This window comes from Hyphomonas sp. (assembly GCF_046313975.1).
GTDB lineage: Bacteria > Pseudomonadota > Alphaproteobacteria > Caulobacterales > Hyphomonadaceae > Hyphomonas.
In genome coordinates this window covers 1-22165 of sequence record NZ_JBKBXB010000050.1, presented here as the reverse complement: position 1 = coordinate 22165, position 22165 = coordinate 1, and the positions used below count along the sequence as shown (strand labels likewise).

The 22165-nt window shown below is 63.0% G+C and carries 22 protein-coding genes and 2 pseudogenes; 12 read left to right on the top strand and 12 right to left on the bottom strand.

From position 1 onward, the window contains the following. The 5 genes and pseudogenes from ACK4TE_RS14330 to mscL form a co-directional block, all read left to right on the top strand. Positions 1-114 (top strand): annotated as a pseudogene (locus ACK4TE_RS14330) (3-hydroxy-2-methylbutyryl-CoA dehydrogenase); the annotation flags it as partial. Between the two features lie 223 nt (positions 115-337). Further along, on the top strand, positions 338-976 hold the full coding sequence (cmk, locus tag ACK4TE_RS14325; protein WP_409912213.1) for a (d)CMP kinase: 639 nt from the start codon (positions 338-340) through the stop codon (positions 974-976). A gap of 142 nt (positions 977-1118) precedes the next feature. Beyond that, positions 1119-2789, top strand: a pseudogene (gene rpsA, locus ACK4TE_RS14320) (30S ribosomal protein S1); the annotation flags it as partial. A 395-nt stretch (positions 2790-3184) separates the two neighbouring features. Then, complete coding sequence (locus tag ACK4TE_RS14315) at positions 3185-3484, top strand: integration host factor subunit beta (protein WP_409912212.1); 300 nt, start codon at positions 3185-3187, stop codon at positions 3482-3484. 109 nt (positions 3485-3593) lie between these two features. Next, positions 3594-4004, top strand: a complete 411-nt coding sequence (gene mscL / locus ACK4TE_RS14310) for a large conductance mechanosensitive channel protein MscL (protein ID WP_409912211.1) — start codon at positions 3594-3596, stop codon at positions 4002-4004. A 191-nt stretch (positions 4005-4195) separates the two neighbouring features. On the opposite strand, the gene ACK4TE_RS14305 is transcribed toward mscL, so the two are convergent. The 5 genes from ACK4TE_RS14305 to ACK4TE_RS14285 form a co-directional block, all read right to left on the bottom strand. Then, complete coding sequence (locus tag ACK4TE_RS14305) at positions 4196-4828, bottom strand: HAD-IA family hydrolase (protein WP_409912210.1); 633 nt, start codon at positions 4826-4828, stop codon at positions 4196-4198. After that, a complete protein-coding gene (locus tag ACK4TE_RS14300) occupies positions 4825-5517 on the bottom strand; it encodes a DUF3299 domain-containing protein (RefSeq protein WP_409912209.1) in 693 nt (230 codons plus the stop codon). Before ACK4TE_RS14300 ends, ACK4TE_RS14305 begins: the two co-directional genes overlap by 4 nt. Positions 5518-5596: 79 nt before the next feature. Continuing rightward, positions 5597-6865 carry an ABC transporter permease gene (locus ACK4TE_RS14295; RefSeq protein WP_409912208.1) on the bottom strand — a complete coding sequence of 423 codons (1269 nt, stop codon included), beginning with the start codon at positions 6863-6865 and terminating at the stop codon, positions 5597-5599. Beyond that, on the bottom strand, positions 6862-7557 hold the full coding sequence (locus ACK4TE_RS14290; protein ID WP_409912207.1) for an ABC transporter ATP-binding protein: 696 nt from the start codon (positions 7555-7557) through the stop codon (positions 6862-6864). Before ACK4TE_RS14290 ends, ACK4TE_RS14295 begins: the two co-directional genes overlap by 4 nt. Before the next feature lie 7 nt (positions 7558-7564). Next, on the bottom strand, positions 7565-8197 hold the full coding sequence (locus ACK4TE_RS14285) for a DUF2796 domain-containing protein (protein WP_409912206.1): 633 nt from the start codon (positions 8195-8197) through the stop codon (positions 7565-7567). A 155-nt stretch (positions 8198-8352) separates the two neighbouring features. On the opposite strand from ACK4TE_RS14285, the gene ACK4TE_RS14280 reads away from it, so the two are divergent. Together ACK4TE_RS14280 and ACK4TE_RS14275 are read left to right on the top strand one after the other, a co-directional pair. Beyond that, positions 8353-9177, top strand: a complete 825-nt coding sequence (locus ACK4TE_RS14280; RefSeq protein WP_409912205.1) for a ZIP family metal transporter — start codon at positions 8353-8355, stop codon at positions 9175-9177. A gap of 62 nt (positions 9178-9239) precedes the next feature. After that, positions 9240-9392: a hypothetical protein gene (locus ACK4TE_RS14275; RefSeq protein WP_409912204.1), complete on the top strand. Its 153-nt coding sequence runs from the start codon at positions 9240-9242 to the stop codon at positions 9390-9392. Here ACK4TE_RS14275 and ACK4TE_RS14270 read toward each other — a convergent pair. Further along, positions 9364-9825 carry an Lrp/AsnC family transcriptional regulator gene (locus ACK4TE_RS14270; RefSeq protein WP_409912203.1) on the bottom strand — a complete coding sequence of 154 codons (462 nt, stop codon included), beginning with the start codon at positions 9823-9825 and terminating at the stop codon, positions 9364-9366. The genes ACK4TE_RS14275 and ACK4TE_RS14270 overlap by 29 nt on opposite strands. A gap of 137 nt (positions 9826-9962) precedes the next feature. Between ACK4TE_RS14270 and ACK4TE_RS14265 the strand changes: the two genes are divergently transcribed. Next, positions 9963-11012, top strand: coding sequence for a PLP-dependent cysteine synthase family protein (locus tag ACK4TE_RS14265; RefSeq protein ID WP_409912202.1), 1050 nt, complete (start codon positions 9963-9965; stop codon positions 11010-11012). On the opposite strand, the gene ACK4TE_RS14260 is transcribed toward ACK4TE_RS14265, so the two are convergent. Next, the gene (locus ACK4TE_RS14260) at positions 11009-12292 is read right to left on the bottom strand and encodes a polyhydroxyalkanoate depolymerase (RefSeq protein ID WP_409912201.1); all 1284 of its coding nucleotides are present in this window, start codon (positions 12290-12292) and stop codon (positions 11009-11011) included. The genes ACK4TE_RS14265 and ACK4TE_RS14260 overlap by 4 nt on opposite strands. A gap of 199 nt (positions 12293-12491) precedes the next feature. Between ACK4TE_RS14260 and ACK4TE_RS14255 the strand changes: the two genes are divergently transcribed. Then, the gene (locus tag ACK4TE_RS14255; protein ID WP_409912200.1) at positions 12492-12875 is read left to right on the top strand and encodes a hypothetical protein; all 384 of its coding nucleotides are present in this window, start codon (positions 12492-12494) and stop codon (positions 12873-12875) included. Here the strand turns inward: ACK4TE_RS14255 and ACK4TE_RS14250 are convergent. Further along, positions 12872-13294 (bottom strand): hypothetical protein, encoded by a 423-nt coding sequence (locus ACK4TE_RS14250; RefSeq protein WP_409912199.1) that lies wholly within the window; start codon positions 13292-13294, stop codon positions 12872-12874. The genes ACK4TE_RS14255 and ACK4TE_RS14250 overlap by 4 nt on opposite strands. A gap of 141 nt (positions 13295-13435) precedes the next feature. Here ACK4TE_RS14250 and ACK4TE_RS14245 point away from each other — a divergent pair, with 141 nt between their 5' ends. After that, entirely contained in the window at positions 13436-14305 is an 870-nt protein-coding gene (locus ACK4TE_RS14245) for a CHAD domain-containing protein (RefSeq protein ID WP_409912198.1), read from the top strand. Between the two features lie 61 nt (positions 14306-14366). On the opposite strand, the gene ACK4TE_RS14240 is transcribed toward ACK4TE_RS14245, so the two are convergent. Beyond that, on the bottom strand, positions 14367-16712 hold the full coding sequence (locus tag ACK4TE_RS14240) for a TonB-dependent receptor plug domain-containing protein (protein WP_409912197.1): 2346 nt from the start codon (positions 16710-16712) through the stop codon (positions 14367-14369). Positions 16713-16858: 146 nt separating this feature from the next. Here ACK4TE_RS14240 and ACK4TE_RS14235 point away from each other — a divergent pair, with 146 nt between their 5' ends. Beyond that, a complete protein-coding gene (locus tag ACK4TE_RS14235) occupies positions 16859-17911 on the top strand; it encodes a phytase (protein WP_409912196.1) in 1053 nt (350 codons plus the stop codon). Between the two features lie 3 nt (positions 17912-17914). On the opposite strand, the gene ACK4TE_RS14230 is transcribed toward ACK4TE_RS14235, so the two are convergent. Further along, positions 17915-18496, bottom strand: a complete 582-nt coding sequence (locus ACK4TE_RS14230) for a TetR/AcrR family transcriptional regulator (RefSeq protein WP_409912195.1) — start codon at positions 18494-18496, stop codon at positions 17915-17917. 54 nt (positions 18497-18550) lie between these two features. On the opposite strand from ACK4TE_RS14230, the gene ACK4TE_RS14225 reads away from it, so the two are divergent. Further along, the gene (locus ACK4TE_RS14225) at positions 18551-19990 is read left to right on the top strand and encodes a carotenoid oxygenase family protein (RefSeq protein WP_409912194.1); all 1440 of its coding nucleotides are present in this window, start codon (positions 18551-18553) and stop codon (positions 19988-19990) included. Between the two features lie 6 nt (positions 19991-19996). Here ACK4TE_RS14225 and ACK4TE_RS14220 read toward each other — a convergent pair whose 3' ends face one another. Continuing rightward, a complete protein-coding gene (locus ACK4TE_RS14220; protein WP_409912193.1) occupies positions 19997-20671 on the bottom strand; it encodes a DNA-3-methyladenine glycosylase I in 675 nt (224 codons plus the stop codon). Positions 20672-20681: 10 nt separating this feature from the next. After that, on the bottom strand, positions 20682-21815 hold the full coding sequence (locus ACK4TE_RS14215) for an iron-containing alcohol dehydrogenase (protein WP_409912192.1): 1134 nt from the start codon (positions 21813-21815) through the stop codon (positions 20682-20684). Positions 21816-22165: the final 350 nt, after the last annotated feature.

Here is a 22165-nt window from a genome sequence, read left to right as displayed (position 1 = left end):
CGCCTCGGCAAGCCGGAAGAATATGCCTCGCTGGCGCTGCAACTGGCCACGAACAGCTATTTCAACGGCCAGTGCATCCGGCTCGACGGAGGAATCCGCATGGCGCCGCGTTAAAGCTGCGCGCCCTCCGGGCTTGCTGCTCGGCGCTGTTCGCGGGCTTGCGCCCGCGGCACCTGCGCCTGCGCTTTGCTTGTGGGGAGCGCCCCACGAGCGAAGCGAAGGCGCAGCGGCACCGAGCCGAAGGCGAGGGAACAGCCGCAAGCAGCAAGCGCGGAGCGCGCGCAGCCAAGAAACCCCGGCTTGACTCCCCACCTGCCCTGCCGCACTCCCCGCCTCCATGATCATCGCAATTGACGGCACCACGGCCTCCGGCAAAGGCACCATCGCGAAGCGGCTGGCGGCGTATTACTGCCTGCCGCACATGGATACCGGCCGCCTTTACCGCGCCGTCGCCGTTGCTGCGCTGAAGCAGGGCGTGGCACTGGATGCGGCCGGGCCGCTGGCCGACATTGCCCGCACGCTGGACCTGAATGACTTCGTCGAACACGAGCTGCGCTCCGCCGAGGCCGGCAAGGCGGCGAGCGTGGTGGCCGCCATTCCGTCTGTCCGCCAGGCCCTGTTCGAGCTGCAGCGCGCCTTTGCCACCCGCGAAGGGGGCGCCCTGCTGGATGGCCGGGATATCGGCACGGTCATCGCCCCGGACGCCGATGTGAAGCTGTGGGTGGACGCCGATGTGACCCAGCGCGGGGTGCGTCGCTGGAAGGAACTGATTGGGCATGGTGAACAGGTGACGCTGGAATCGGTGATCGAACAGCTTAAAATCCGCGATTCCCGCGATCAGGGCCGGGCAGACGCCCCGGCTGCCATGGCCGCCGATGCCATCTTGATCGATACCACCGACCTCACTATAGACGCGGCTGTGGAAAAAGCGCTGGCGGCCGCCGAGGCGGCGCTCGCGCGTGGAAAAACTGCCTGAGGGCCTTTCAGGGGCTCAAATCCAAACAGGCGGCGCCGCTACAGAAAAGACCCTCAGGGGCTGAATGTCCGCAGGCCGCAATGGTGCGCGCCCGCCTTTGAACCATTCGCTGCCTCTTACCGGAGACCCCATGACCAACAAGATGAACCCTACCCCGGACGATTTTGCCGCCATGTTCGAAGGCTCGGCCGCGGCCGCAGCCATGCAGGAAGGCCAGGTTATCCCGGCAACTGTCCTGCGTATCGACAATGACGCCATCGTCGTCGATATCGGCCTGAAGACCGAAGGCCGCATTCCGTCAAAGGAATTTGCCCTCGAAGACAAGCAGCCGGCCCCCGGCGACATAGTCGATGTTTACCTCGACCGGATCGAGAACGCTCTCGGCGAAGCCGTCCTCTCGCGCGACAAGGCCCGCCGCGAAGAGCGCTGGATCAAGCTCGAGAAGTCCTTCTCGAAGGGCGAGCCCGTCAAGGGTGCCATCTCCGGCCGCGTCAAGGGCGGCTTCACGGTCGACCTCGGCGGCGTCAACGCCTTCCTTCCGGGGTCGCAGGTCGATATCCGCCCGGTGCGCGATGTCGGCCCGCTGATGGGCGAAGTTCAGCCCTTCGCGATCCTGAAGCTCGACCGCGTTCGCGGCAACATCGTTGTCTCGCGCCGTGCGATCCTCGAAGAGAGCCGCGCCGAACAGCGCGCCGAAATCGTGTCCGACATGGCCGAAGGCGATGTGCGCAAGGGCGTCGTCAAGAACATCACCGATTACGGTGCGTTCGTTGACCTCGGCGGCATCGATGGCCTGCTGCACGTCACCGACATGTCCTACAAGCGCATCAACCACCCCTCGCAGGTGGTCGAAGTGGGCCAGGAAGTCGAAGTCCAGATCATCAAGATCAACCCCGAAACCCAGCGTATCTCGCTCGGCATGAAACAGCTGGGCTCCGATCCGTGGAGCAACATCTCGGCCCGCTACCCGACCGGCGCACGCCTCAAGGGTATCGTCACCAACATCACCGACTACGGCGCGTTCGTGGAACTGGAAGATGGTGTCGAAGGCCTGATCCACGTCTCCGAAATGAGCTGGACCAAGAAGAACGTCCACCCCGGCAAGATCCTCTCGACCTCGCAGGAAGTCGATGTGGAAGTGCTGGATGTCGACAGCGACAAGCGCCGCATCTCACTCGGCCTCAAGCAGACCATGGACAATCCGTGGAACGCCTTCCTTGCCGAACATCCCGTCGGCTCGGAAATCGAGGGCGAAGTCCGCGGCATCACCGAGTTCGGCCTGTTCGTCGGCCTCGGCCCGGACCTGGACGGCATGGTGCACATCAACGACATCTCCTGGGACAAGCCCGGCGATCAGGCGATCGAAGGCTTCACCAAGGGCGACCGCGTCAAGGCGAAAGTCCTCGATGTCGACGTTGACAAGGAGCGTATTTCGCTCGGCATCAAGCAGCTGTCAGGCGACCCGATCGAAGCGGCTGGCGATGCCGGTGTGAAGCGCGGCGCGACCGTGACCTGCACCGTCACCGAAGTGACCTCGGGCGGTATCGAAGTCGAGTTCGGCTCGCCGGCGATCCGCTCCTTCATCCGCCGCTCCGACCTCTCGCGCGACCGGGCTGACCAACGGCCTGAGCGTTTCGCGGTCGGCGACAAGGTCGATGCCAAGGTCATCACCGTTGACCGGGCCACGCGCCGCGTCTCGCTGTCGATCAAGGCCCTCGAAATCGCCGAGGAAGCTGAAGCGGTTGCCCAGTACGGCTCGGCCGATGCCGGTGCCTCGCTCGGCGACATCCTCGGAGCCGCCCTCGCCTCTTCGGGTGCCAAGGGCAAGGCCAAGGCCGCTCCGGCTGCTGCGAAGGGCGATGCCAAGTCGCTTGACGCCCGCGGCCGTCTGACGGCCCCGCAGGGCAATGCCGACGATCTGAAAAAGATCAAAGGCGTCGGCCCGGCCTTCGAGAAGAAGCTGCACGATGCCGGCATCTTCCACTTCTGGCAGATCGCGGCCCTGTCGGCCGATCAGGTCGCCAGCCTCGAGGAAGAGCTGGCCTTCCAGGGCCGCATGGAACGCGATGACTGGAAAGGCCAGGCCGAAGCCCTGATGGGCTGAGACCTGCCAGCGGGCAGCCCGGAACGGGCCAGCCCCTGAAAAAAAGGCAATGTTTGCGGCGGGGGCCTAGCGCTTCCGCCGCAAATGCGTTTAATATCAACAGGATGTTGAAATCTCAGCTGATTGACAAACTTGCAGCGGAATACCCGCACCTCCGCCACGAAGATGTGGAGAAGGTCGTCAATGTCATTCTGGATGAGATCGGCGGCGCCCTTGCACGCGGCGACCGGGTGGAGCTGCGCGGCTTCGGTGCGTTTTCGGTCCGCAAGCGCGATGCCCGCAAGGGGCGAAACCCCCGCACCGGCGAGGCCGTCAAGGTGCCCGCCAAGGCGGTTCCCTTCTTCAAGGCCGGCAAGGAACTGCGGGCCCGCGTCAATGGCGGCGACGATCCCGAGGCGCGATAAGCCGCCTTCATTGCTCGCCTTTCATGCGGTCCCAGCTTGACGCTCGGTCCGAACCCCGCAAACTGAAACCGGAGTGCATAACGCTCCAGGGCACTGCAAAGGGGTAGAAATGCTGAAGGAATTCAAAGAATTCGCGATGAAGGGCAACCTCATCGACATGGCCGTGGGCTTTGTCATGGGCGGCGCCTTCGCCACCGTGGTCACCGCCTTCATCCAGGGCGTCTTCCTGCCGGTTCTCGCACCGATCATGGGCGGCATCGATCTGTCGGCGCTGAAGTTCACCATCGTCCCGGCAGAACTCGACGCCGCCGGCGCCGTCGTGAAAGAGGCCGCCATCATCGAGCTTGGCGCGTTCATCTCTGCCGTCATCTCCTTCATCATCGTCGCCTTTGTGATGTTCATGATCATCAAGGCCATGAACAACCTCAAGAAGGCCGAAGCCGCCGCACCACCGCCGGCCCCGCCGCGCCAGGAAGTGCTGCTGGAAGAAATCCGCAACCTGCTCGCCAAGCAGAGCTAGGGGCGCCAGCCGTTCATCCGGTGTTAGGGAATCACCTGCATTGTGATGAATAGTAGAGTACCCGAGTAGAGTAGTGAGGGGCGGCCAGACGGTCGCCCTTCTTTCTTTTGTGGTTCCGTATCGGCGCTAAGGCGCCTCACATGAACCACGCTCAGGGCTGCTTTGATCCCCGCTCCGCGATGGATCAGGCTCTAGGGCTGCAAACCCAGCGCATTGGACAGATCGCCGTGCGAACCGGGGGTGAAGTGGAAGGCCTGCCAGCCTCTTCCGCGGGCGGCGAGCACGTTCTCGTGCAGGTCGTCGACCAGCAGGATATGCGCCGGATCAATCTCCAGCGTCTCTTCGATATGCGCGAAATAAGCGCTGTCCGGTTTGGCGATCTTCATCCGGCCAGCGGCGAAGATGCGGTCCATGTGGGCGCCGAAGCCCATGTCATGCTCGATGAAATGCGTGCGGTGCACTTCGTTGTTGGTCGCCATCACATTGCCGATACCGCGCGCCTTCAGTCCACGGACGATCCCGAGCGTGTCGTGGTCCGGCATGGCGTCTGTCCGGAACCAGTAGTCGAGGATTTCCCCTGCCCGGCCGGCCGCGCCGTTCTGCTCGCTCCATTCGGTCACGAGGTCCTTCAGGCAGGCCTCGCCCACCATCGCCTTCTGGAAGCGCCCGCCGAACAGGTAGCGGCTAAAGGATTGCAGTGACAGGCCAAGATCCTGCTCGAAGGTCTTCGACCAGAGGAACGTGCCCTGCTCGATGTTCCGGTTGAGCACGCCGTCGAAATCCCAGGCGACCACTTTCAGCCGCGACGGGTCAGGCCCGCTCAATAGGTGTACTCCGTGATCCGGTCGAGCTTGATCGTGTAGGCGGCATCCGCCAGCTCGCTCTCCTGGATCTGGGTATAGATCGTGCCTTCGATCCAGACCGCCTGGGCCAGGTCTTTCATCTTGATCGCCTTGTCGGCCATCACGAAGATGGTCTGGTTCGGCGGCGGCGGAGGATTGTGCAGGCACTGGCCGAATTGCGGCACGAGCAGGAATTCCTTGATCTGCGCATCCGGGCCGAACTCGAACGGCACGGTATAGCCGGGGATCATGATCTTCTTGCCGTTCAGTTCCTTCACGGTGTTGAACGTGCCGATCTGGATGCCGACATCGCCGGCGCCGCCTTCGGCGACCGGGCTGGAGAACAGCATCGCCATCTGTGCCTGGTACATCTGCGCAAGGCGTTCATTCTCGCCTTCCGGCATCAGGTCTTCCCAGCCGATGCGCTTCACGCCGCGGGCGGCGAGGTCTTCGTCCATCTTCTTGCGCTCGGCGGCGCGCTGGGCGGCCTTCTCGGCGCGGGCAGCGGCGCGCTCCTCAGCCGTCTGGGCAGGCTTGGCCACCGGACGGGCCGGGCCGGATGCGCTGGGAACCGTCTTCGCGGCGGGCGGCGCGGCTTCGGCGGTGTCCGTGCCTGCGGCGCCGCAGGCCACAAGCGCGAGCGAGAGAAAGGCGGCGGTAATCGGTTTCATCTGAGAGGTCATGCCATCCTTTTAAGGCTGCCGGCAGCATCCTGCCAGCACCTGATTTCACATCTTCCGGGCGCGCTTCCTACAGGCGGACGCTCAGCCCGTCTGCAAGGGACCGGCGCATCGCCGCGATCGCCGGAACCGCGCCGATCAGCAGGGAGGCCCCCGTCACGGCGCCCAGCACGGTCAGGTCGACACGGCCCGGAAGCCCGGTACCGAAGGCGACACCATACTGGGCCTGCAGCATCGGGGCGAGCGCGCCGAGGATCACATATACGAGAACAATCCCGAGCACGGCGCCGATGAAACCGACAAGGCCGGCCTCCAGCACCAGCAGCAGGAAGATGTGATGAGGCCGCGCGCCGGTCGCCCGGAGAATCGACATCTCGCGCCGGCGCTCGTTGAGGCTGGTCAGGATCGAGGTAAGGATCGAGACAAGACCGACGGCGATGACGAAGGCCGAAACGGCCAGCAGCGCGCGCTCGGCCACGGCGGTGACGCTCCAGAGTTCCGCCAGCGCCTCGCCGGGGATGATCGCCATCAGCGGCTCGCCCTTGTTGGTGTTGATGGCGCGGCGCGTCGTCAGGATCGTGCCCTTGCGCTCGAGGCCGACGAACACGGCTGTGACGGTGCGCGGGGTCAGGTTGAAGGAACGGATCATCTCTTCGGTGATCGTGTCAGCAAGCGGATTCTTCGCGCCCGATTCCCAGCCAACATGGATCGCCGTGATCGCTTCCAGCGAGACATGCACCGAGCGATCAACCGGCGTGCCGGTGGGTTTGAGGATGCCAACAACCCGGAAAGGCCGGTTATCATGCGCCGCTTCGAAGCCGGCAGAGCCCAGCCCGTGCGTCAGCACCAGCGGCGTGCCCACTGTATAGCCAAGATCGCGTGCCACTTCAGCGCCGATCACAGCATCGAACAGGTCGTCAAAGATCGCGCCTTCCGCAATCTTCAGCGGCTTGCCGCCGCCATGCTTGTAGTGTTCGAAATAATCCGTGGTCGTGCCCATCACCCGGTAGCCGAGATGGTTGTCGCCAAGCGAGATCGGCACGGTCCAGGCGATATCCTCGCGCGCCGCGATCTGCTGATAGGTCGGCCAGGAAATCTCCGCCGTCGCATTGCCCATCCGGAACACGGTGTAGAGCAGGAGGTTCACCGAACCCGTCGGCGCGCCGACGATCAGATCCGTTCCCGAAATCGTGTTGCCGAACCCTTCCCGCGCCCCGTTGCGCGCCTTCTCGACCCCGAGGAACAGGGCGACGGAGAGCGCCACCGCGAGAATGGTGAGGATCACCGAGCCCTTGCGGTTGAGCAGGCTGCGCCAGGCGAGAGAGAGCAGCGCGATCATGCCAGCGCCCCTGCCCGGTTGATGGCGGAAAGATCGACCGCGCGCGTGAACAGCGGCGCAAGGCTCGCGTCATGGCTGACGAACAAGAGGCTTGCGCCGGAGCGTTCGACTTCTTCCGAAAGCAGCGAGATGAACCGGTCGCGCGCATCGGCATCGAGCGCCGAGGTCGGCTCGTCGGCGATGATCAGGTCCGGCGCCCCGATCAGCGCACGCGCCGCCGCAACCCGCTGCTGCTGACCGACCGAAAGGTCTGATACCCGCCGGCTTAGCAGCGCTTCATCTGTCAGGCCAAGGCGCGCGAGCAGTCGCCGCGCCTCCCCTTCCGCATCCGGCCCGGCCGCCTTCCGGCGAGAGGCCGAAAAGCGCAGCGGCAGCAGAACGTTCCCGGTCACCGAAAGGTACGGCACCAGATTGAACATCTGGAAAATCACGCCGACATGATCAGCCCGGAGCTTGTCCCGCTTCGCTGCCGACAGAGCCGACATGTCCTGATCCAGCACCCGGATCATGCCCGCCTGAGGTGCCAGCACGCCGGCGATCAGGCCCAGAAGGGTCGACTTGCCGGAGCCTGACGGCCCGCGCAGGAAAACGCGCTCACCGCGCTGAAGCGAAAACGCCGGAATGCTCAGCACTTCAGGCCCGCGCGCCCAGGCGAACCGGACATTCTCGATGCCAATAACGGTGTTGGTCATGCCTGCCTTATTTCAGGGAAAGGCTCGGCGAGGAAGGCGACAGTTCGCCCGCCTTCTGGACGGTGTCTGTCAGGTAGATCGCGTTCACCCGTTCAAAGCTGGAAAAAGCTGGAAAACCCGAGAAGGTCAGGGATGAAACTCCAGGCGGATTCGCGCAGGTCCAGGACAATTTGATGTGCGCATCGGTGTGTCCTGTCGATTTATCGACCTTCGCCACCGGCGGCTCAGCCGTGCAATTGCCGCCCGTTATCATCACCAGCCCCGGCAGTTCGGCCAGAACCGCATCGCTGATCACGCCTTCCGCTTCCGACAGTCCGAAATTTGCCAGCGGCGAAATCAGCTCGCCCGTCAGCTTGCTGCCTTCCCAGCTCAGCGCCAGTTCTGCAGCGCCGTGCACATGCGCAGCGCCAGCGCCGCTTGAGCCGTGATCATGGTCGTGGTCGTGATCATCCGCCTTGGCTTCGCTCTCATGCGCCTGCGCGTCTTCGGCATGCTCTTCCCCGGCCGCTTCTGCCTGCACTTCCGGCTCCTCGGCCGGCGCCGGTTGCTGCGCCGGTGTTTCGCTGGCGCCGCAGGCCGACAGAAGGGCGAGGCCGGCGGAGGCCATCAACGCTAAGACAGGGGTTCGGGACAGCAGCATGGGAGGCTCCGGGGCAGGTGGGACATTGGAAAACAGGTCAGCGCGGAATTTACCGCTCGCCAAGGCGATAATGAAACATTATAACACTTTTCGCAAGCGCCGGGCGACCCGTCTTCCAGCCGCTTCCTGTCGATATTAACGGAACCGCCCGCCCCATGCCGATTTCCCTGCAGGCCTCTGTTTCCTTTGGCCTAATTGCCGCTGTTGTCACCTCGCTCGGCCTGATCGCCGTGGCGCTGCGCAGCGACTGGTCGGCGCGCCAGTCCGGCCTGTTCGCGCTCTCCGCCGGCGGCATGTTGATCACGCTGTGCCTTTTGCATGTCGTTCCAGAAGCGCTGGCCGCAGGACATGATGCGGCGAAGTTCCTGCTCGGCGGGTTCTTTGCCGGACTTCTGCTCAGTTTTGCGGTGCGCACCTTCCTGCCGGAAGGCCACAATACGCAGGCCCGTGCCGAAGCGATCACGCCGCTGCTGGCCGTCGCCGTGCATTCCTTCTTCGACGGCGTGATCTATTCCGTCGCCTTCGCAGCGAGCTTTGCGTCGGGCGTCTACGCCTCGGTCGGGCTGATCATGCACGAGTTTGCCGAAGGCATCATCGCGTTTGCGATCCTTGCCCGGCATGGTTTCAGAGTACGCGATGCACTGATCTGGGCCTTTCTGGCTGCGGGTGCGACGACACCGCTCGGCGCGCTGGTCTCCGGCGTATTCGTAACCGGATTGGGCGTGGACGCCATCGCCGCGCTCTATGCCGTCTCGGCCGGTCTGCTGGTTTATGTGGCAACCGGCCCAATGATGAAGCCGCTCACGGAAGTGTCGCCAGGACGCGGCATTGCGGCACTTGCAGCGGGGGTCGTCTTTGCACTGATCATCGAGACGCTGCCCCTTCCCGGCCATGACCATATCGATCATGCCGACCATGCGGACCATTCAGACCACGAGCATACAAGACCGGATTTCAGCGTCTACCGGGGCGACCGCTAACCTTAACATGCACCCGGCATACCGATTGCACATCTGCGCTCCGGGAACGGAGGAGACTGCGGATGAAACTGTCGAGACGCGTGCGGGAAGTGATCGGCGCTGCCATCGGCGCGCTGGTGGTGACGTTCCTGGCCTATCCCTCAGTCCTGAAGATCGAACGCAGCGAGGGCGCGCCGGACTGCGAGATCACAGCGGAAGCTCCGTCGTGTTCTTGATGCACTCCATTGCGAAGGTCGCGCTGACATCGGCAAGGTCGATGCGCGTGATCAGCTGGCGGTAGACGCGGTCATAGTCGCGCACACTCGCGACCTGCACCTTCAGCAGATAGTCGACATCTCCGGCCATGCGGTAGAATTCGACAACTTCCGGAATGGCCCGCACCGCCTTCGCGAATTTTTCGAGCCAGCCGGCAGAATGATCGCGCGTGCGGATGGCGACGAACACGGTCTGCCCGAGCCCGGCCTTTTCCGGATCGACCAGTGCCACCCGGCGCATCAGCAGCCCGCTTTCTTCCAGCCGTTTCACACGCCGCCAGCAGGTGTTGACGGAAATGCTGGCTCGCGCCGCGAGCGCTTCCAGCGACTCACTGGCATCGGCCTGGAGGGCGCGGAGCAAGAGCCGGTCTGTATCATCAAAGTTTTCTGACATAACGCCTGATATACGAAAGTTCTGATCATTTGAACCGCCATGTACCAAAAATCCGGAATGAAATTTGGAAGCCGATGTGGGAGTTTGCGGGCGTTGACCTGGAGCGTCGGATGTCCCAACCGCAAACTCGGAACGCCATGGCCAGCAGGCTCCCTGCCGCCTCCCACCCCGGCAGGGAGCCACCCTGCCTGAAGGGGCTCAGCGCGCTGATCGGCCGGACGCCGCTGGTGTCGATCCGCCTGCGCTTTCGGGGCCGCGAGCGCGTCATCCATGCCAAGGCCGAGCACTATAACTTCACCGGCTCGATCAAGGACCGGATGGCGCTGTCGATCCTGACGCGCGCCTACCGGTCCGGCGCGCTGCAGCCGGGCGACACGATTGCCGAAGCGACAAGCGGCAATGCCGGCATTGCGCTGGCTGCCCTTGGCCGCGCGCTGGGCCATCCGGTTGAGATTTTCATGCCGGACTGGATGAGTGAAGAGCGCAAATGCCTGCTGCGCAGCCTAGGCGCCCGCCTCAATCTCGTGAGCCGGGAGGAAGGCGGCTTCCTCGGCGCGATCGCCGCGACGCAGCGCCTTGCGGGCGAACGGGCGGATGTGTTCCTGCCCTGCCAGTTCTCGAACTGCGACAATGCCCGCGCGCATTCGGAGACGACCGGGCCGGAATTGCTGGCCCAGCTGGCGCGCCTCGGGCTGAAGCCGGACGCGTTTGTGGCGGGCGTTGGCACAGGCGGCACGGTGATGGGCGTGGGCGGCGCGCTGCGTACGGCGCTGCCGGACGTGCGCATCCATCCGCTGGAGCCGAAGGAGTCACCGACACTTTCGACCGGGCACAAGGTGGGCAGCCACCGTATTCAGGGCATCTCGGATGATTTCATTCCGGCGCTGGTGAACTTCCGTGAGCTGAGTGAAGTGATCTCGGTCTCGGATGGCGACGCGATTCGTATGGCGCAGCGGCTCGCGCGCGAATTCGGGTTGGCGGTGGGCATTTCATCCGGCGCGAACCTGATTGGTGCGCTTATGGCGGCGGAGAAACTCGGGCCTGACGCAGTGGTCGCGACCGTGTTCAGCGACTGCAACAAGAAATATCTCTCCACCGCGCTTGCGCAGGAAGAGCCGCACCGCGAGGGTCACCTCACGCCGGCGATCGAGCTGATCGACTTCGAGGCCCTGCCGTACGCCGTTTAACGCTTCGCGGCGGCGTCTTCGGCTTCGCGCTTCGTGAAGCGGCGCGTGAACTGGGTGACGCGCGGGGCGATCTCGGTTTCGAAGCGCGAACCGTTGAACACGCCGTAATGGCCGACACCTGGCTGGATATAGTCCGTACGCATCTCTTTCGGAATGCCGGTACAGATATCGTGCGCGGCCTGTGTCTGGCCGATGCCGGAGATATCGTCCTTCTCGCCTTCGACCGTCATCAGCGCGACATCGCGGATCACTGACGGCTTCACGAGGCGCTCGCCGCGATACTTGTAGATGCCGCGCGGCAGGTGGTGTTCCTGGAAAACGCGCTGGATAGTCTGCAGGTAAAACTCTTCCGTCAGGTCGAGTACCGAGAGGTATTCGTCATAGAACTCGCGATGCTTGGCCGCGTTGTCACCATCGCCGCCGACGAGGTGGTTGAAGAATTTCCAGTGCGCGTCGACATGTCGGTTCCAGTTCATGTTCATGAACGAGGCGAGCTGCACGAAGCCCGGATAGACGCGGCGCAGCATGCCCGGATAGGGCGCCGGGACGGTGTGGATCATGTTCTGCTCGAACCAGTCGAAGCTGCGTTCTTCGGAAAGCTTGTTCGGTACGGTCGGCGAGCGGCGCGCATCGATCGGGGAGCCCATATAGGTCATCGAGGCCGGAAGCGCAGGATCGCCATCTTCCGCCATCATCGAGATGGCGGCGAGCACGGGCGGGCCGGGCTGGCAGACCGCGAGCACATGTGCGCCGCCGCCGAGTTCCGTCAGCATACGGCGGATATGATCGATGTAATCGTCAAGATCGAACCGGCCGAGCCAGACCGGCGCCATGCGCGCGTCCGACCAGTCTGTAATGTAGACATCATGCGTTTCGAGGAACCCCTCGACTGTGCCGCGCAGCAGCGTGGCATAATGGCCGGAGAGCGGAGCGACGATCAGCAGGCGCGGCAGCGGCGCCGCATTCTTGCGCTGCGTGGTGGCGAAGACGTCTGCATCCTTGCGGAAATGGATCAGCTGGCACCAGGGCGAGCGCCAGACCGGGGTGGGCGTGACCGGCACGGGAACGCTGTTGATGCGCACACTATCAATGCGCCATTCCGGTTTGCCATAATAACGCGTCGCACTCTCGAACACATCGGCCATCGCGCTCAACGATTTGCCGTAGCTCGTCTGTCCGAGCGGGTTCAGCGGCGATGCAAGCGCCGCGCGGCCCGCTCGCGCTGCCAGGCGCATCGGGGCCATCACCACGCGGTTCATTTCAACAAGGGAGTAGAGCATCGCTTGGCAGACCCTTCATGTTGCAGTGCAGCGTAAGTCAGGGATTTCGATCCGGCAATGGCCCTCGCCAGCCAGGCGCAAAGTGCGAGGGTTAACCCAAGGTGTTGATGAAGCATTGATTTTCGCCTGTCAGGCGAAGGGTCCGGTCACGGGGCGCTGTTAATTTTCGGAGCATTGGCGCGAAATGGAGGAGCCTGACATGTTCCTGTCGACACAGCCGAACCCGCATGATGGCGGGCGGATGACCCGGGCGCTGATCTACGAAAACGTGCCGGGAACCAAGTTTGCGATTGATGCCGAGGCGTTGCACCGGCAGCCGGAATTGCTGAAACCTTTCGGCCGGTTCCTCGATATCCGCATACGCCTGCTGGACGCCCTTGCCTACCTGACCTGCCTGCTCGGCGTCATTGCGGCCATGATTGTCGGCTGGTGGATGGCAGGGGCGGGCCTGCTGATCTGTGTGCTGATGCTGGCGGCAAATCGCAAGACTGCCGGCCGGCTCGCCCGGGCAGCTGCCGACCGCTCCACCGTGGCTTTCCGGCAGTTGCACGAGATGGGCTGCCTCTGGCTGATCAAGGGCTAGAGCCCGAAAAGCCCGAGGATGGCCGCGATCACCGCTGTGCCCGTAAAGATCAGCGACAGGCTGACAGATGTGCCGCGCTGCTCTTTGCGGCGGGTTTTCACGCCGGGCTTGTTCTTGCCTTCCTTCGGGGCGAGCATCATCCGGGTGGCGTAGAAGCCGAACGCGGCCACGAAGGATATGATCCCCGCAATCCAACTGCCGCCCAGCAGGAACAGACCGCCAGACACGGCCATGAGGAAGCCGAGCTGAGGGCTGGTGCGATGAATGAGTTCACGCACATGCCCGTCGGCGCGGGCACCGGTCAGCTTGTCGAAGCTGCAATTGGGCGAAACGATCGAGGCAACCCAGGATGCGCCAATCGCCAGCGCACAGGTGATCAGACCGAGATTGTTGAACAGGGATTGCAGATTCTGGAACATCGCCCGGCAGTATCTGCGGATTCGGCCGCTCCGGCATAGCCCCCATCTTAGCTCCAGAAACCTGTAGTCGCGGACCGCGCGAGAGGATTGGCGCGGGCAATTTGCCTGTGCAATCTGGGCCGAGGAGGCGATGCGGCACCGATGGCCTACAGGTTCAAGTCCAGTGACCGGACCATCACCGATGGCGTTCGACGCATTGCTGCGCGCGAATTTCTGCTGGTTCGCGAAGTGCTCGCGGACAAGAGCCTGCCGGCAAGCCGAAAGGTGCATGAGGGCCGCAAGGCGACCAAGCGGCTGCGCGCGCTGCTGCGTCTGATCGGCCCTGCCATGCCGGAGGCCAAGGCCGAGATTGCCGCTCTGCGCGATTCCGCCCGGCGGTTGTCTTCGCTCCGCGACCGCGGCGCGATGGCGGAAACCCTGGCCACATTGAAGATGCCGGATGATCTGGCGGAGCGTCTCACAACTCTGATCGCACCCGGCAAATTCCTTGCCCCGCGGGGAACCTCGAAACTGCTCATAACCTTTGCCGGGGAAATGGCAGACGCCGAATCCCGGGCGGAAGGCTGGACTGTGTCCGGCAAGGGCTGGCCCGCCCTCGAGCCTGGTCTTCGCAAGAGCTACCGGGGACTTCGCCGCGCCCTTGCAGCCGCAGAGACGACGGATGACGAGGAGCCCGTGCACGATCTGCGCAAACGGGCGAAGGACTATTGGTATCACACGCAGCTGCTGCGCGACGTGTTCCCGGACGTGATGGATGTCTATGCCGCCGCGGGGGAGAGGCTTTGCGACGACCTTGGCACATGGCGTGATCTTGGCCTGCTCAGCGAAGCGATTGGGGCGCTGCCGGCGCATCGCCTTGCAAAGGCAGACGCTGCGGATGCGGACGGGATCATCTCAAAAGCCCGCCGCCGGGCATTGAAGCGCGCCTTGCGCACCGTCCGCCTGCTGACGGCTGAGCCGGCTGCGGAATATACGGAACGACTCGGGACCTGGTGGCGCCGCACGCGCTGACGAAACGCAAACAGGCCGCAGCAATGTGCTGCGGCCCGCCTATGCAAATCAAAGAGACAGATCAGAAAGCGTAGCGCGCCATGATCTGGAACACCGGACCGGCCTCTTCGGACTCAAGCTCATACTCATCGAACGAGCGATCAATCTGGTCCTGGATGGTGGTGAACTTGTTGAACACTTCGTCTTTCGAGGCGTTCAGCAGGTTCGATCCGACAGCGCGCAGCGTGAACCTTTCGCCGAAGCTCTTCTCGACGAAGATTTCGAGATCCGCGCCATAGGAGGTCGTGATCTCTTCGCCCACGATCCGGCCAAATGCGTCACCCTGTTTGCGATACGTCGCACCGAAGGCGGCACCGAGGTCAACGAGATCGTGAATGAAGCCGAAATTGTAGACGAACTCGGACTGGTCGTTGAAGCGGCGCGAACCGAGTGCATCATCGATATCGCTGTCGAGCCAGGAGTAGTTCGCAAACACACCGGTATTCGGCAGGCCGGCAAATGTCAGCGGCGTCGAGAGATCGAATTCGATGCCGTAGACACTGCCATCACCCGTATTGCGCGGCTGCAGAACAAACGTTCCCGGACCTTCCGCACCCTCAACGCCTGTATTGGCGATCTCGATCAGATCCGACACGTCGCGGTAGAAGACGTTGACGCCAAACACGCCCTGACGGCCCAGGCGGCGCTCGTAGCCGACATCCAGACCCCAGGCGGATTCAGGCTTGAGTTCCGGATTGCCGAGGAGGTCATTGTCGCCAAGCTCTGCCTCAAGCAGCGCCGGTGTGATGAAATTGAAGTTCGGACGGCGAACCGTGCGGGCTACCGATGCTGAAATCCGGTCGACGCTCGTCAGGTCATATTTCAGGTGTGCCGACGGCAGAAGGAACTCATATTTGGTCGACTGGTTCTGATCAGCCGGCGCAACCGTGAAGTCACGGATCGAAACATCCGTGGTTTCATACCGCAGGCCGGCTTCCCAGGCGAGCGGGCCAGCGTCACCGTCAATCACGGCAAAGAGATCAAGGCGCTCTTCGCTGAGCTCGTTCAGCCCGCCGGGGACCGGATCGAGGGCGTTCCATGCGATACGCGGTTCATTGGGATTGTTCTGGAACTGGTTCCAGTTATCCCGGACCGTGACCGGCACATTGAACCGGTTGCGCTGGGTCCGAATGTCCGTGTCGCGGGACTTGTCCTGGAAGAATACACCAAATTCGACAGCGCCGGAGCCGAAGTCGAACTTGTGCGTGGCTTCGGCCGACGTCTCCTTGTCTTCCAGCGAAGTCAGGGTCAGGTCGCCGGTATAACGCGGCGTGGCGCGGTCAAAGTCGATTTCGTCTTCGGTTTCGTAGACATCTTCTTCGAAGTTTGCGAAGCCGAGTTTCACCTTCGTCGTGCCGGCCGACCAGTCCTGTGCGATGACGCCGCGCAGAGCATAGTTCTGCTGGTCGATGGACGCGATGTTCTCATTGTCCGTGAGCAGATTACCGGTCACGGTGCGGCGCACCGGACCCGTGATCGCCGTCGGATCGTCATACTCGAACGAACGTTCCATCTCGGTACGGTCGGTTTTGACATAGAAGCCCGAGAAGGTCATATCGAGACCAGAGCCAGTTTCGACGCCGTATTCGGCGTTGAAGGAATAATCGGTGCCGTCGCGCGTATCGGTTTGGTCTTCGCGATTATCGAAATCGTCGGTGCGGAAATCGGGATTGTTTTCCGGGCTGTCGCCATAGCGCAGGGACTTCTTGATCTTCGGATTGTAGCGGCCCTGCAGGTTGGCACCGAGCAGGATCCGGCCCGGCCCCAGTTCGCCGCCATACACGCCGCCAAGGCTTTCCTTCAGTTCGCCATCATCGAAATACAGGCCGCCGGCGCGGACATAACCGCCATCCAGCTCATAACCGTCACGAAGCACGATGTTGAGCGTACCCGCCATGGCGTCGCCCGAGCGGCGCGCCGAGGACGAACGGACGATTTCAACGCGGTCAATGAGCTCGGCCGGGATACGGTCAAGGAAGAAAGACCGGTCCGCACTGGAGCCCGGAACTTTCTCTCCATTGATCAGGATCTGGGTATAGCCCGGATCAAGACCACGCAGGCGGGCGCCGTCGCTTTCAATCACGTCCGACAGGAAGGTGACCGAGGGGACCCGCTTCAGGGCGTCACCCGCCGTCAGCGGCTCGAAGCGCTGGAAATAGTCCTGGCCATATTCGAGCGTCTGGACAGTTTCTTCCGAGCGGTTGCGGTAGGCGATCTCGCCTTGCACCACGACCGTCTCCGCGCGGAGAATCGGATCGTCGCTTTCAGTGACAGCAACTGGCGTTTCCTGCGCCGCGGAGGAAAGAGCCATGCCGGCACAAAGGCAGGCGAAGCTGACGCCACCAAGAAGGGAAAGTCTGGTTTTCATGGAACACCCCGGTTTGAGATGCGGCGGCGCTATCATCCCAGTTTCGCAATCCGGTGACGGATTGGTACAAGTTTTGTGACAGTCGCTTTTCTGTCACATGGCCGCGGTATGGCGGCGCATCGCTCAACCTGGCACAGGGACCTGTTATGCTCCGTTCACTGCTCTTTTCAGCAACCGCTATTCTGACGATCAGCGCCTGCGCGTCGGCGCCGCCGGTTTTGCCGGACCAGCGTCTCGTGATGGCGGCCATGGAAACAGACCCGGCCGGCGCGCGCGGCGATGCAGCGGATGACCCGGCACTCTGGCGCCATCCGGTGGATGCCGCGAAGTCCCTGATCCTCGGCACGAACAAGCAGGAAGGACTGGTCGTCTACAATCTCGCCGGCAAGGAAGTTCAGCGCCTTCCGATCGGGCTCATCAACAATGTTGATCTTCGTCAGTCTACGGATCGTCCTTATGACGTGGCCGTTGCCAGCAATGATCAGGTCAATGCCATATCCATATTCCTGATCGACCGGGCGACGGGCGAGGTGTCCCATCGCGGCGACATTCCGACGAACCGCCAGGAACCCTATGGCATCTGCTCGGCCCGCGAAGGCAGCCGGGACTATGCCGGCGTTACCTACAAGGATGGCACTGTCGAGATCTGGGCGATCTCTGCAAGCTCACTCGAGATAGCAGGCCAGCTGGTCAAGACCATGAAACTCGCAACCCAGACAGAGGGCTGCGTCTTCGACGAGCCGCAAGGCCTGCTCTTCGTCGGCGAAGAGAACCGCGGACTGTGGAAGTTCGCCTATCGCGATGAGGCGCCGGCTGCGGTTCTGATTGACGAGATCGGCGGCCTGTCCGGTCTGGTTGCGGATGTTGAAGGTGTGACGATCTGGCGAGGCAAGGAGAACAAGGGCTGGCTTGTCGTGTCGGCGCAGTCCGCCAACCGATTCGTGATCTATGACCGCGAGGCACCACACGCCCATCGCGGCAGCTTCACCGTCGCCGAAAACCCGGATCTCGGAATCGATGCGGTGACGCACACGGACGGTCTCGACGTCTTCTCCGGCGCCCTTCCCGGCTGGCCTCGCGGCATCGTGATCGTGCAGGATGATGGCAACCCGAAATCCGGCGTCGACCAGAATTTCAAGGTCGCCAGCTGGGCCGACATCGAAGCCGCACTTGATCTGCCGCAGTACGACGCAGAATAAGCCTCAGGCGAAATATACCCTCACTGCCTGGCCGATGAGCGCCTCATCGGCCGGGACCTGTCCGTCGAGCATAAGCATGGCGAGCCCGTGCACCAGCGCCCAGGCCTGAAGCTGGCGGACCCGGCGCTGCTCATCGCTTGCCTGCTCCGGCAGCAGGCCTGACAAGGCCTTGTCCAGTTCGCCAAGCCGCGCGTTCCACGGCGTGCCTTCTTCCAGCTTGTGCGTCATCAGCATGCGGAACAATGACGGATTCGCGAGCGCGAAGCGCACATAGGCGCGCCCCATCGCTTCAAACGCCTTCCTGGGATCGGATATGCCGGACATGGCGTCCCGGAAGGCCGCGGTCATCTGCTCCGCCCCGATCAGGCACAGCGCACCGAGCAGCGCCGCCTTGTCCGGAAAGTGCCGGTAAACTGCCGTCGCCGAAACGCCCGCCTTGCGCGCAATCTCCCGCAGGCTGACCTCTTCCGGCGGCTTGGTCTGCAATTCTTCGAGGCCCGCCTCGATCAGGGCGGCCCGCAGGTCGCCGTGATGGTAGCGGCGTCCCTCATTTTTTATGTTGACAGTGTTATCATTTCCACTCATGTTATCACTGTAAACATATTTCCGGCCCAGGCAACCGTGACAAGGAGTCCCCACATGCCCAGCCCAGTGGAAGCGGCCATCCGCGGCGTTGTCACCAAAGGCGTGATCGCGATCGGCACCTACAACAAGGAGCACAAGAAGGCGAAAAGCCCGAACCCGTTCCTGGAAGGCATTCACCAACCGGTTTCCAGCGAGCAGATTTTCACGGACCTGAAAGTCACGGGCGAGATTCCGGCGGGCCTGAACGGACTCTACGTCCGTAACGGGCCGAACCCGCTTCAGAAAGTGAACCCGGCGACGCATCACTGGTTTGTCGGCGACGCGATGCTGCATGGCATCCGGCTCGAAGGCGGGCGCGCGCTCTGGTATCGTAACCGCTGGGTCCGCTCGAACGCAGTCAGCGACGCACTCGGCGAACCGCGCGCACCGGGCGAGCGCAATCCGCGCACCGACACCGCCAACACCAACATCGTCGGCCATGCCGGCAAGCTGTGGGCCATTGTCGAGGCTGGCGGGCACCCGGTCGAGATCACGGCGGACCTTGATACGCGCGAGCATTCCACGTTTGGCGGCACGCTCGGCGAAGCCTTTTCCGCCCACCCGCATCTAGATCCGGAAACCGGCGAGATGCATGCGATCTGCTATAGCGCGATGGCGCCGGGCAATATCTGGCATGTTGTTCTGGGTACGGACGGAAAAGTCCGGCGCAACGAGCCGATACCTGTCGAGAACGGGCCGATGATCCATGACTGCATGATCACGCCGAACTATGTGATCGTTATGGACCTGCCGGTGACCTTCTCGATGGGCGCCCTGATCGGCGGCGCATCCTTCCCCTACCACTGGAACCCGAAACACAAGGCACGCATCGGCTTGCTTCCGCGCGAAGGCACAGCGGCTGACATCATCTGGTGCGACGTTGAGCCCTGCTACATCTTCCACCCGTCGAACGCTTACGAGACGGATGATGGCAAAGTCATAATGGACGCCTGCGTCTACGAAAGCATGTTTGCTTCCGGCATGAATGGCCCGGACACGCAAGCTTCGCGGTTTGAATCGCTCACGATCGATCCCGCCGCGCGACGCGTGACGCGCGAGGTGGTGGACGCCGCGCCGCAGGAGTTCCCGCGCTATGACGAACGCCGCACCGGCAAAGGCTACCGCTATGCCTATGTGGTTGCCCTGCCCCCGCGGCATGACGCCTCGTTCGTAAGCGATACGCGGCTGTTCAAGCACGACATAGCGAACCGCGCCCGCGAAGTGCGCGATTTCGGCCCCGGCCGGCATCCGGGCGAATTCGTCTTCGTGCCGAAGCATGAGAATGCCGCCGAGGATGAAGGCTGGTTGATCGGCTATGTCACGGATGCGAACACGGACAGTTCCGAATTCGTCGTTCTCGACGCACAGGACTTCACAGGACCCGCTGTGGCGACCGTGCGCATTCCGGCGCGCATCCCGCCTGGCTTCCACGGCAACTTCGTACCGTCCGCATAAGGACGTTCAGCCAACGCTCAGTGCGAGCAACCGGCTGATCTGGGCGCGCGGCAGGCCGCTGTCATCGTGATACGCGTTGATGGCGGCCTGCAGGCTTGCAAGATCGCGCTTGCTTGTGGCTTCCGGCTTCGTCAGAACGCCTTCGCGCACCAGCGCCGCGCAGACATGGCTGGAGGCGATCCACGCGTCCCAGCCCACAAAGCGCAGGAAGTATTGGCCCGTTGCGCCCCCGAGGCGTGAGCCGCGCTTGTTCAGAACGTCCAGAAGACCTGTCTGATCCTCGCCCGGCCATTTCGCCAGGAAGCGGCCGAAGCCGCCTTCCTTCGCTTCGATCTCTGCAACAAATTTCGCGTTCTCGAGCGCCGCCTTGATCTTCTGCCCGTTGCGCACGATGCGCGGATCGGAGACGAGCTGGCTCATCATCTCGTCGCCAAAGAAGGCAAGACGTCCGGGATCGAAGCCTTCGAAGGCCGCTTCGAACCCGTCCCATTTGGCTTCGATGACTTTCCAGTTGAAGCCGGCATTGAACACGCAGCGCGTCATCTCCGACAGGAGACGGTCCGCCGGAACCTTCGCCAGGTTCTTCAACGCATGCGTGTTGCGCGACTTTTCCAGCACGGCTTTCTCCCCGCCATGATGGCTGGCCGCCATCTTCAGGATCGGAGCGAAGCGCCGTGCCATGTCCCTGCCCTCAGCCGAGCGCGGTCTCGTAGACGCGGGCATAATCGTCCGCGCTCATCGGTTTCGGATTCCCGAAATGCGCGAGGTCTTTCAGCGCATACTCGACGATTCCCGGCCCATCCATGACGGCAAGGCCCATTTCGCGCAGGGTCTTCGGAATGCCGATGGCGTTGTTGAGATCCTGTATCGCATCCGCGAGATCGGCACTGGGCTTCAACCCCATGACATCGCGCAGGCGAACATACTTCGCGTCCGCCGCGCCGTTATGGAAGCGCAGGATGTGCGGCAGGAACACGGCGTTCAGTGTGCCGTGGTGCAGCTTCTTCTCGTGCAGGCGTCCGGCGGCATGGCTGAGCGCATGTACGCCGCCGAGCCCTTTCACAAAGGCCAGCGCGCCTTCATAGCTCGCCATCATCATGTGCCAGCGTGCCTCGGCATCCGATCCGTCCTTCACGGCGCGCTTCAGCATGCCCATGCCGAATGCGCGGTGCGCACCATCATAGCCAATACCCTCCGCAGGCGGATTGATGGACGGTGTAAGCACGGCCTCGATACAATGCGTCAGCGCGTCCATGCCCGTCGCGGCAGTCAGGTGCGCCGGCAGGCCCAGCGTCAGGTCCGGATCGCACAGCGCGACGACCGGAATGAGGTTTGGCGAGGCAAAGGTTTCCTTGCGGCCATTCTCCATGATGATGACCATGCCGACCGAAACTTCCGAGCCCGTTCCGGCGGTGGTCGGAATGGCAATCAGCGGCGGAATCTTGCCGATTTTCTTGGCGCCGCCGATGATCGCGGCATAGGTCTCCAGCGGCTCGGAATGGCTCGCGAGCAGGCCGATAGCTTTCGCATGGTCCATCGAGGAACCGCCGCCGACGGCAATGATACCGTCCGCACCTGACTCCTTGTAGAGTTTCAGGGCCTGCTTGGTCTGCGTTTCGGTCGGGTTCGGGATGGTCTCGGCGAACACACCGGCAGGCGGCACGCCCAGCGCATCCTCGACCTTCGCCAGGATCCCGGACGCCTTGATTCCGGCGTCGGTGACAATGAACGGGCGCGTGATGCCCTTCCCCTTGGCAAGCGCGCCGAGTTGCTTGAGCGCGCCGGCGTCAAACACGCATTGGGTCAGGAAATTGATGACAGGCATACGGGGTCACTCCAGCGGGAACAGGGAAAGATCCCATGTTCCCAACTGGAGCCCGGAAGTTCAAGCCTTTCCTTAGGACAGGCGTTTCGCCGCCCCGCGCGTCCCAGCCGCGCCTTCCAGGCCATCTCTTCCTGTGCGGGTCCCCTCCGCAGTTCGCTGAAAGTGCGCTCTGCCGGGAATAGTCTCAATACGGACGATTACCTAAGCGGGCGCACGTGTCGCGCGGCCCGCAGACGCGCGTCAAACTGGGCAATTTCATCACAGATTTCAGAGGCTTAGCTGGAACCAGATTCCCCCGTAAACAGAAGGAAACCCCGCATGAAAAAGCTCCTCTCCGCCGCCCTCCTGGC

Bases quoted from the DNA above. Each gene is read 5' to 3' on its own strand.
- cmk (WP_409912213.1), top strand. From the start codon at position 338: ATGATCATCGCAATTGACGGCACCACGGCCTCCGGCAAAGGCACCATC.
- ACK4TE_RS14315 (WP_409912212.1), top strand. From the start codon at position 3,185: ATGTTGAAATCTCAGCTGATTGACAAACTTGCAGCGGAATACCCGCAC.
- mscL (WP_409912211.1), top strand. From the start codon at position 3,594: ATGCTGAAGGAATTCAAAGAATTCGCGATGAAGGGCAACCTCATCGAC.
- ACK4TE_RS14300 (WP_409912209.1), bottom strand. From the start codon at position 5,517: ATGAAACCGATTACCGCCGCCTTTCTCTCGCTCGCGCTTGTGGCCTGC.
- ACK4TE_RS14295 (WP_409912208.1), bottom strand. From the start codon at position 6,865: ATGATCGCGCTGCTCTCTCTCGCCTGGCGCAGCCTGCTCAACCGCAAG.
- ACK4TE_RS14290 (WP_409912207.1), bottom strand. From the start codon at position 7,557: ATGACCAACACCGTTATTGGCATCGAGAATGTCCGGTTCGCCTGGGCG.
- ACK4TE_RS14285 (WP_409912206.1), bottom strand. From the start codon at position 8,197: ATGCTGCTGTCCCGAACCCCTGTCTTAGCGTTGATGGCCTCCGCCGGC.
- ACK4TE_RS14280 (WP_409912205.1), top strand. From the start codon at position 8,353: ATGCCGATTTCCCTGCAGGCCTCTGTTTCCTTTGGCCTAATTGCCGCT.
- ACK4TE_RS14275 (WP_409912204.1), top strand. From the start codon at position 9,240: ATGAAACTGTCGAGACGCGTGCGGGAAGTGATCGGCGCTGCCATCGGC.
- ACK4TE_RS14270 (WP_409912203.1), bottom strand. From the start codon at position 9,825: ATGTCAGAAAACTTTGATGATACAGACCGGCTCTTGCTCCGCGCCCTC.
- ACK4TE_RS14265 (WP_409912202.1), top strand. From the start codon at position 9,963: ATGGCCAGCAGGCTCCCTGCCGCCTCCCACCCCGGCAGGGAGCCACCC.
- ACK4TE_RS14260 (WP_409912201.1), bottom strand. From the start codon at position 12,292: ATGCTCTACTCCCTTGTTGAAATGAACCGCGTGGTGATGGCCCCGATG.
- ACK4TE_RS14255 (WP_409912200.1), top strand. From the start codon at position 12,492: ATGTTCCTGTCGACACAGCCGAACCCGCATGATGGCGGGCGGATGACC.
- ACK4TE_RS14250 (WP_409912199.1), bottom strand. From the start codon at position 13,294: ATGTTCCAGAATCTGCAATCCCTGTTCAACAATCTCGGTCTGATCACC.
- ACK4TE_RS14245 (WP_409912198.1), top strand. From the start codon at position 13,436: ATGGCCTACAGGTTCAAGTCCAGTGACCGGACCATCACCGATGGCGTT.
- ACK4TE_RS14240 (WP_409912197.1), bottom strand. From the start codon at position 16,712: ATGAAAACCAGACTTTCCCTTCTTGGTGGCGTCAGCTTCGCCTGCCTT.
- ACK4TE_RS14235 (WP_409912196.1), top strand. From the start codon at position 16,859: ATGCTCCGTTCACTGCTCTTTTCAGCAACCGCTATTCTGACGATCAGC.
- ACK4TE_RS14230 (WP_409912195.1), bottom strand. From the start codon at position 18,496: ATGAGTGGAAATGATAACACTGTCAACATAAAAAATGAGGGACGCCGC.
- ACK4TE_RS14225 (WP_409912194.1), top strand. From the start codon at position 18,551: ATGCCCAGCCCAGTGGAAGCGGCCATCCGCGGCGTTGTCACCAAAGGC.
- ACK4TE_RS14220 (WP_409912193.1), bottom strand. From the start codon at position 20,671: ATGGCACGGCGCTTCGCTCCGATCCTGAAGATGGCGGCCAGCCATCAT.
- ACK4TE_RS14215 (WP_409912192.1), bottom strand. From the start codon at position 21,815: ATGCCTGTCATCAATTTCCTGACCCAATGCGTGTTTGACGCCGGCGCG.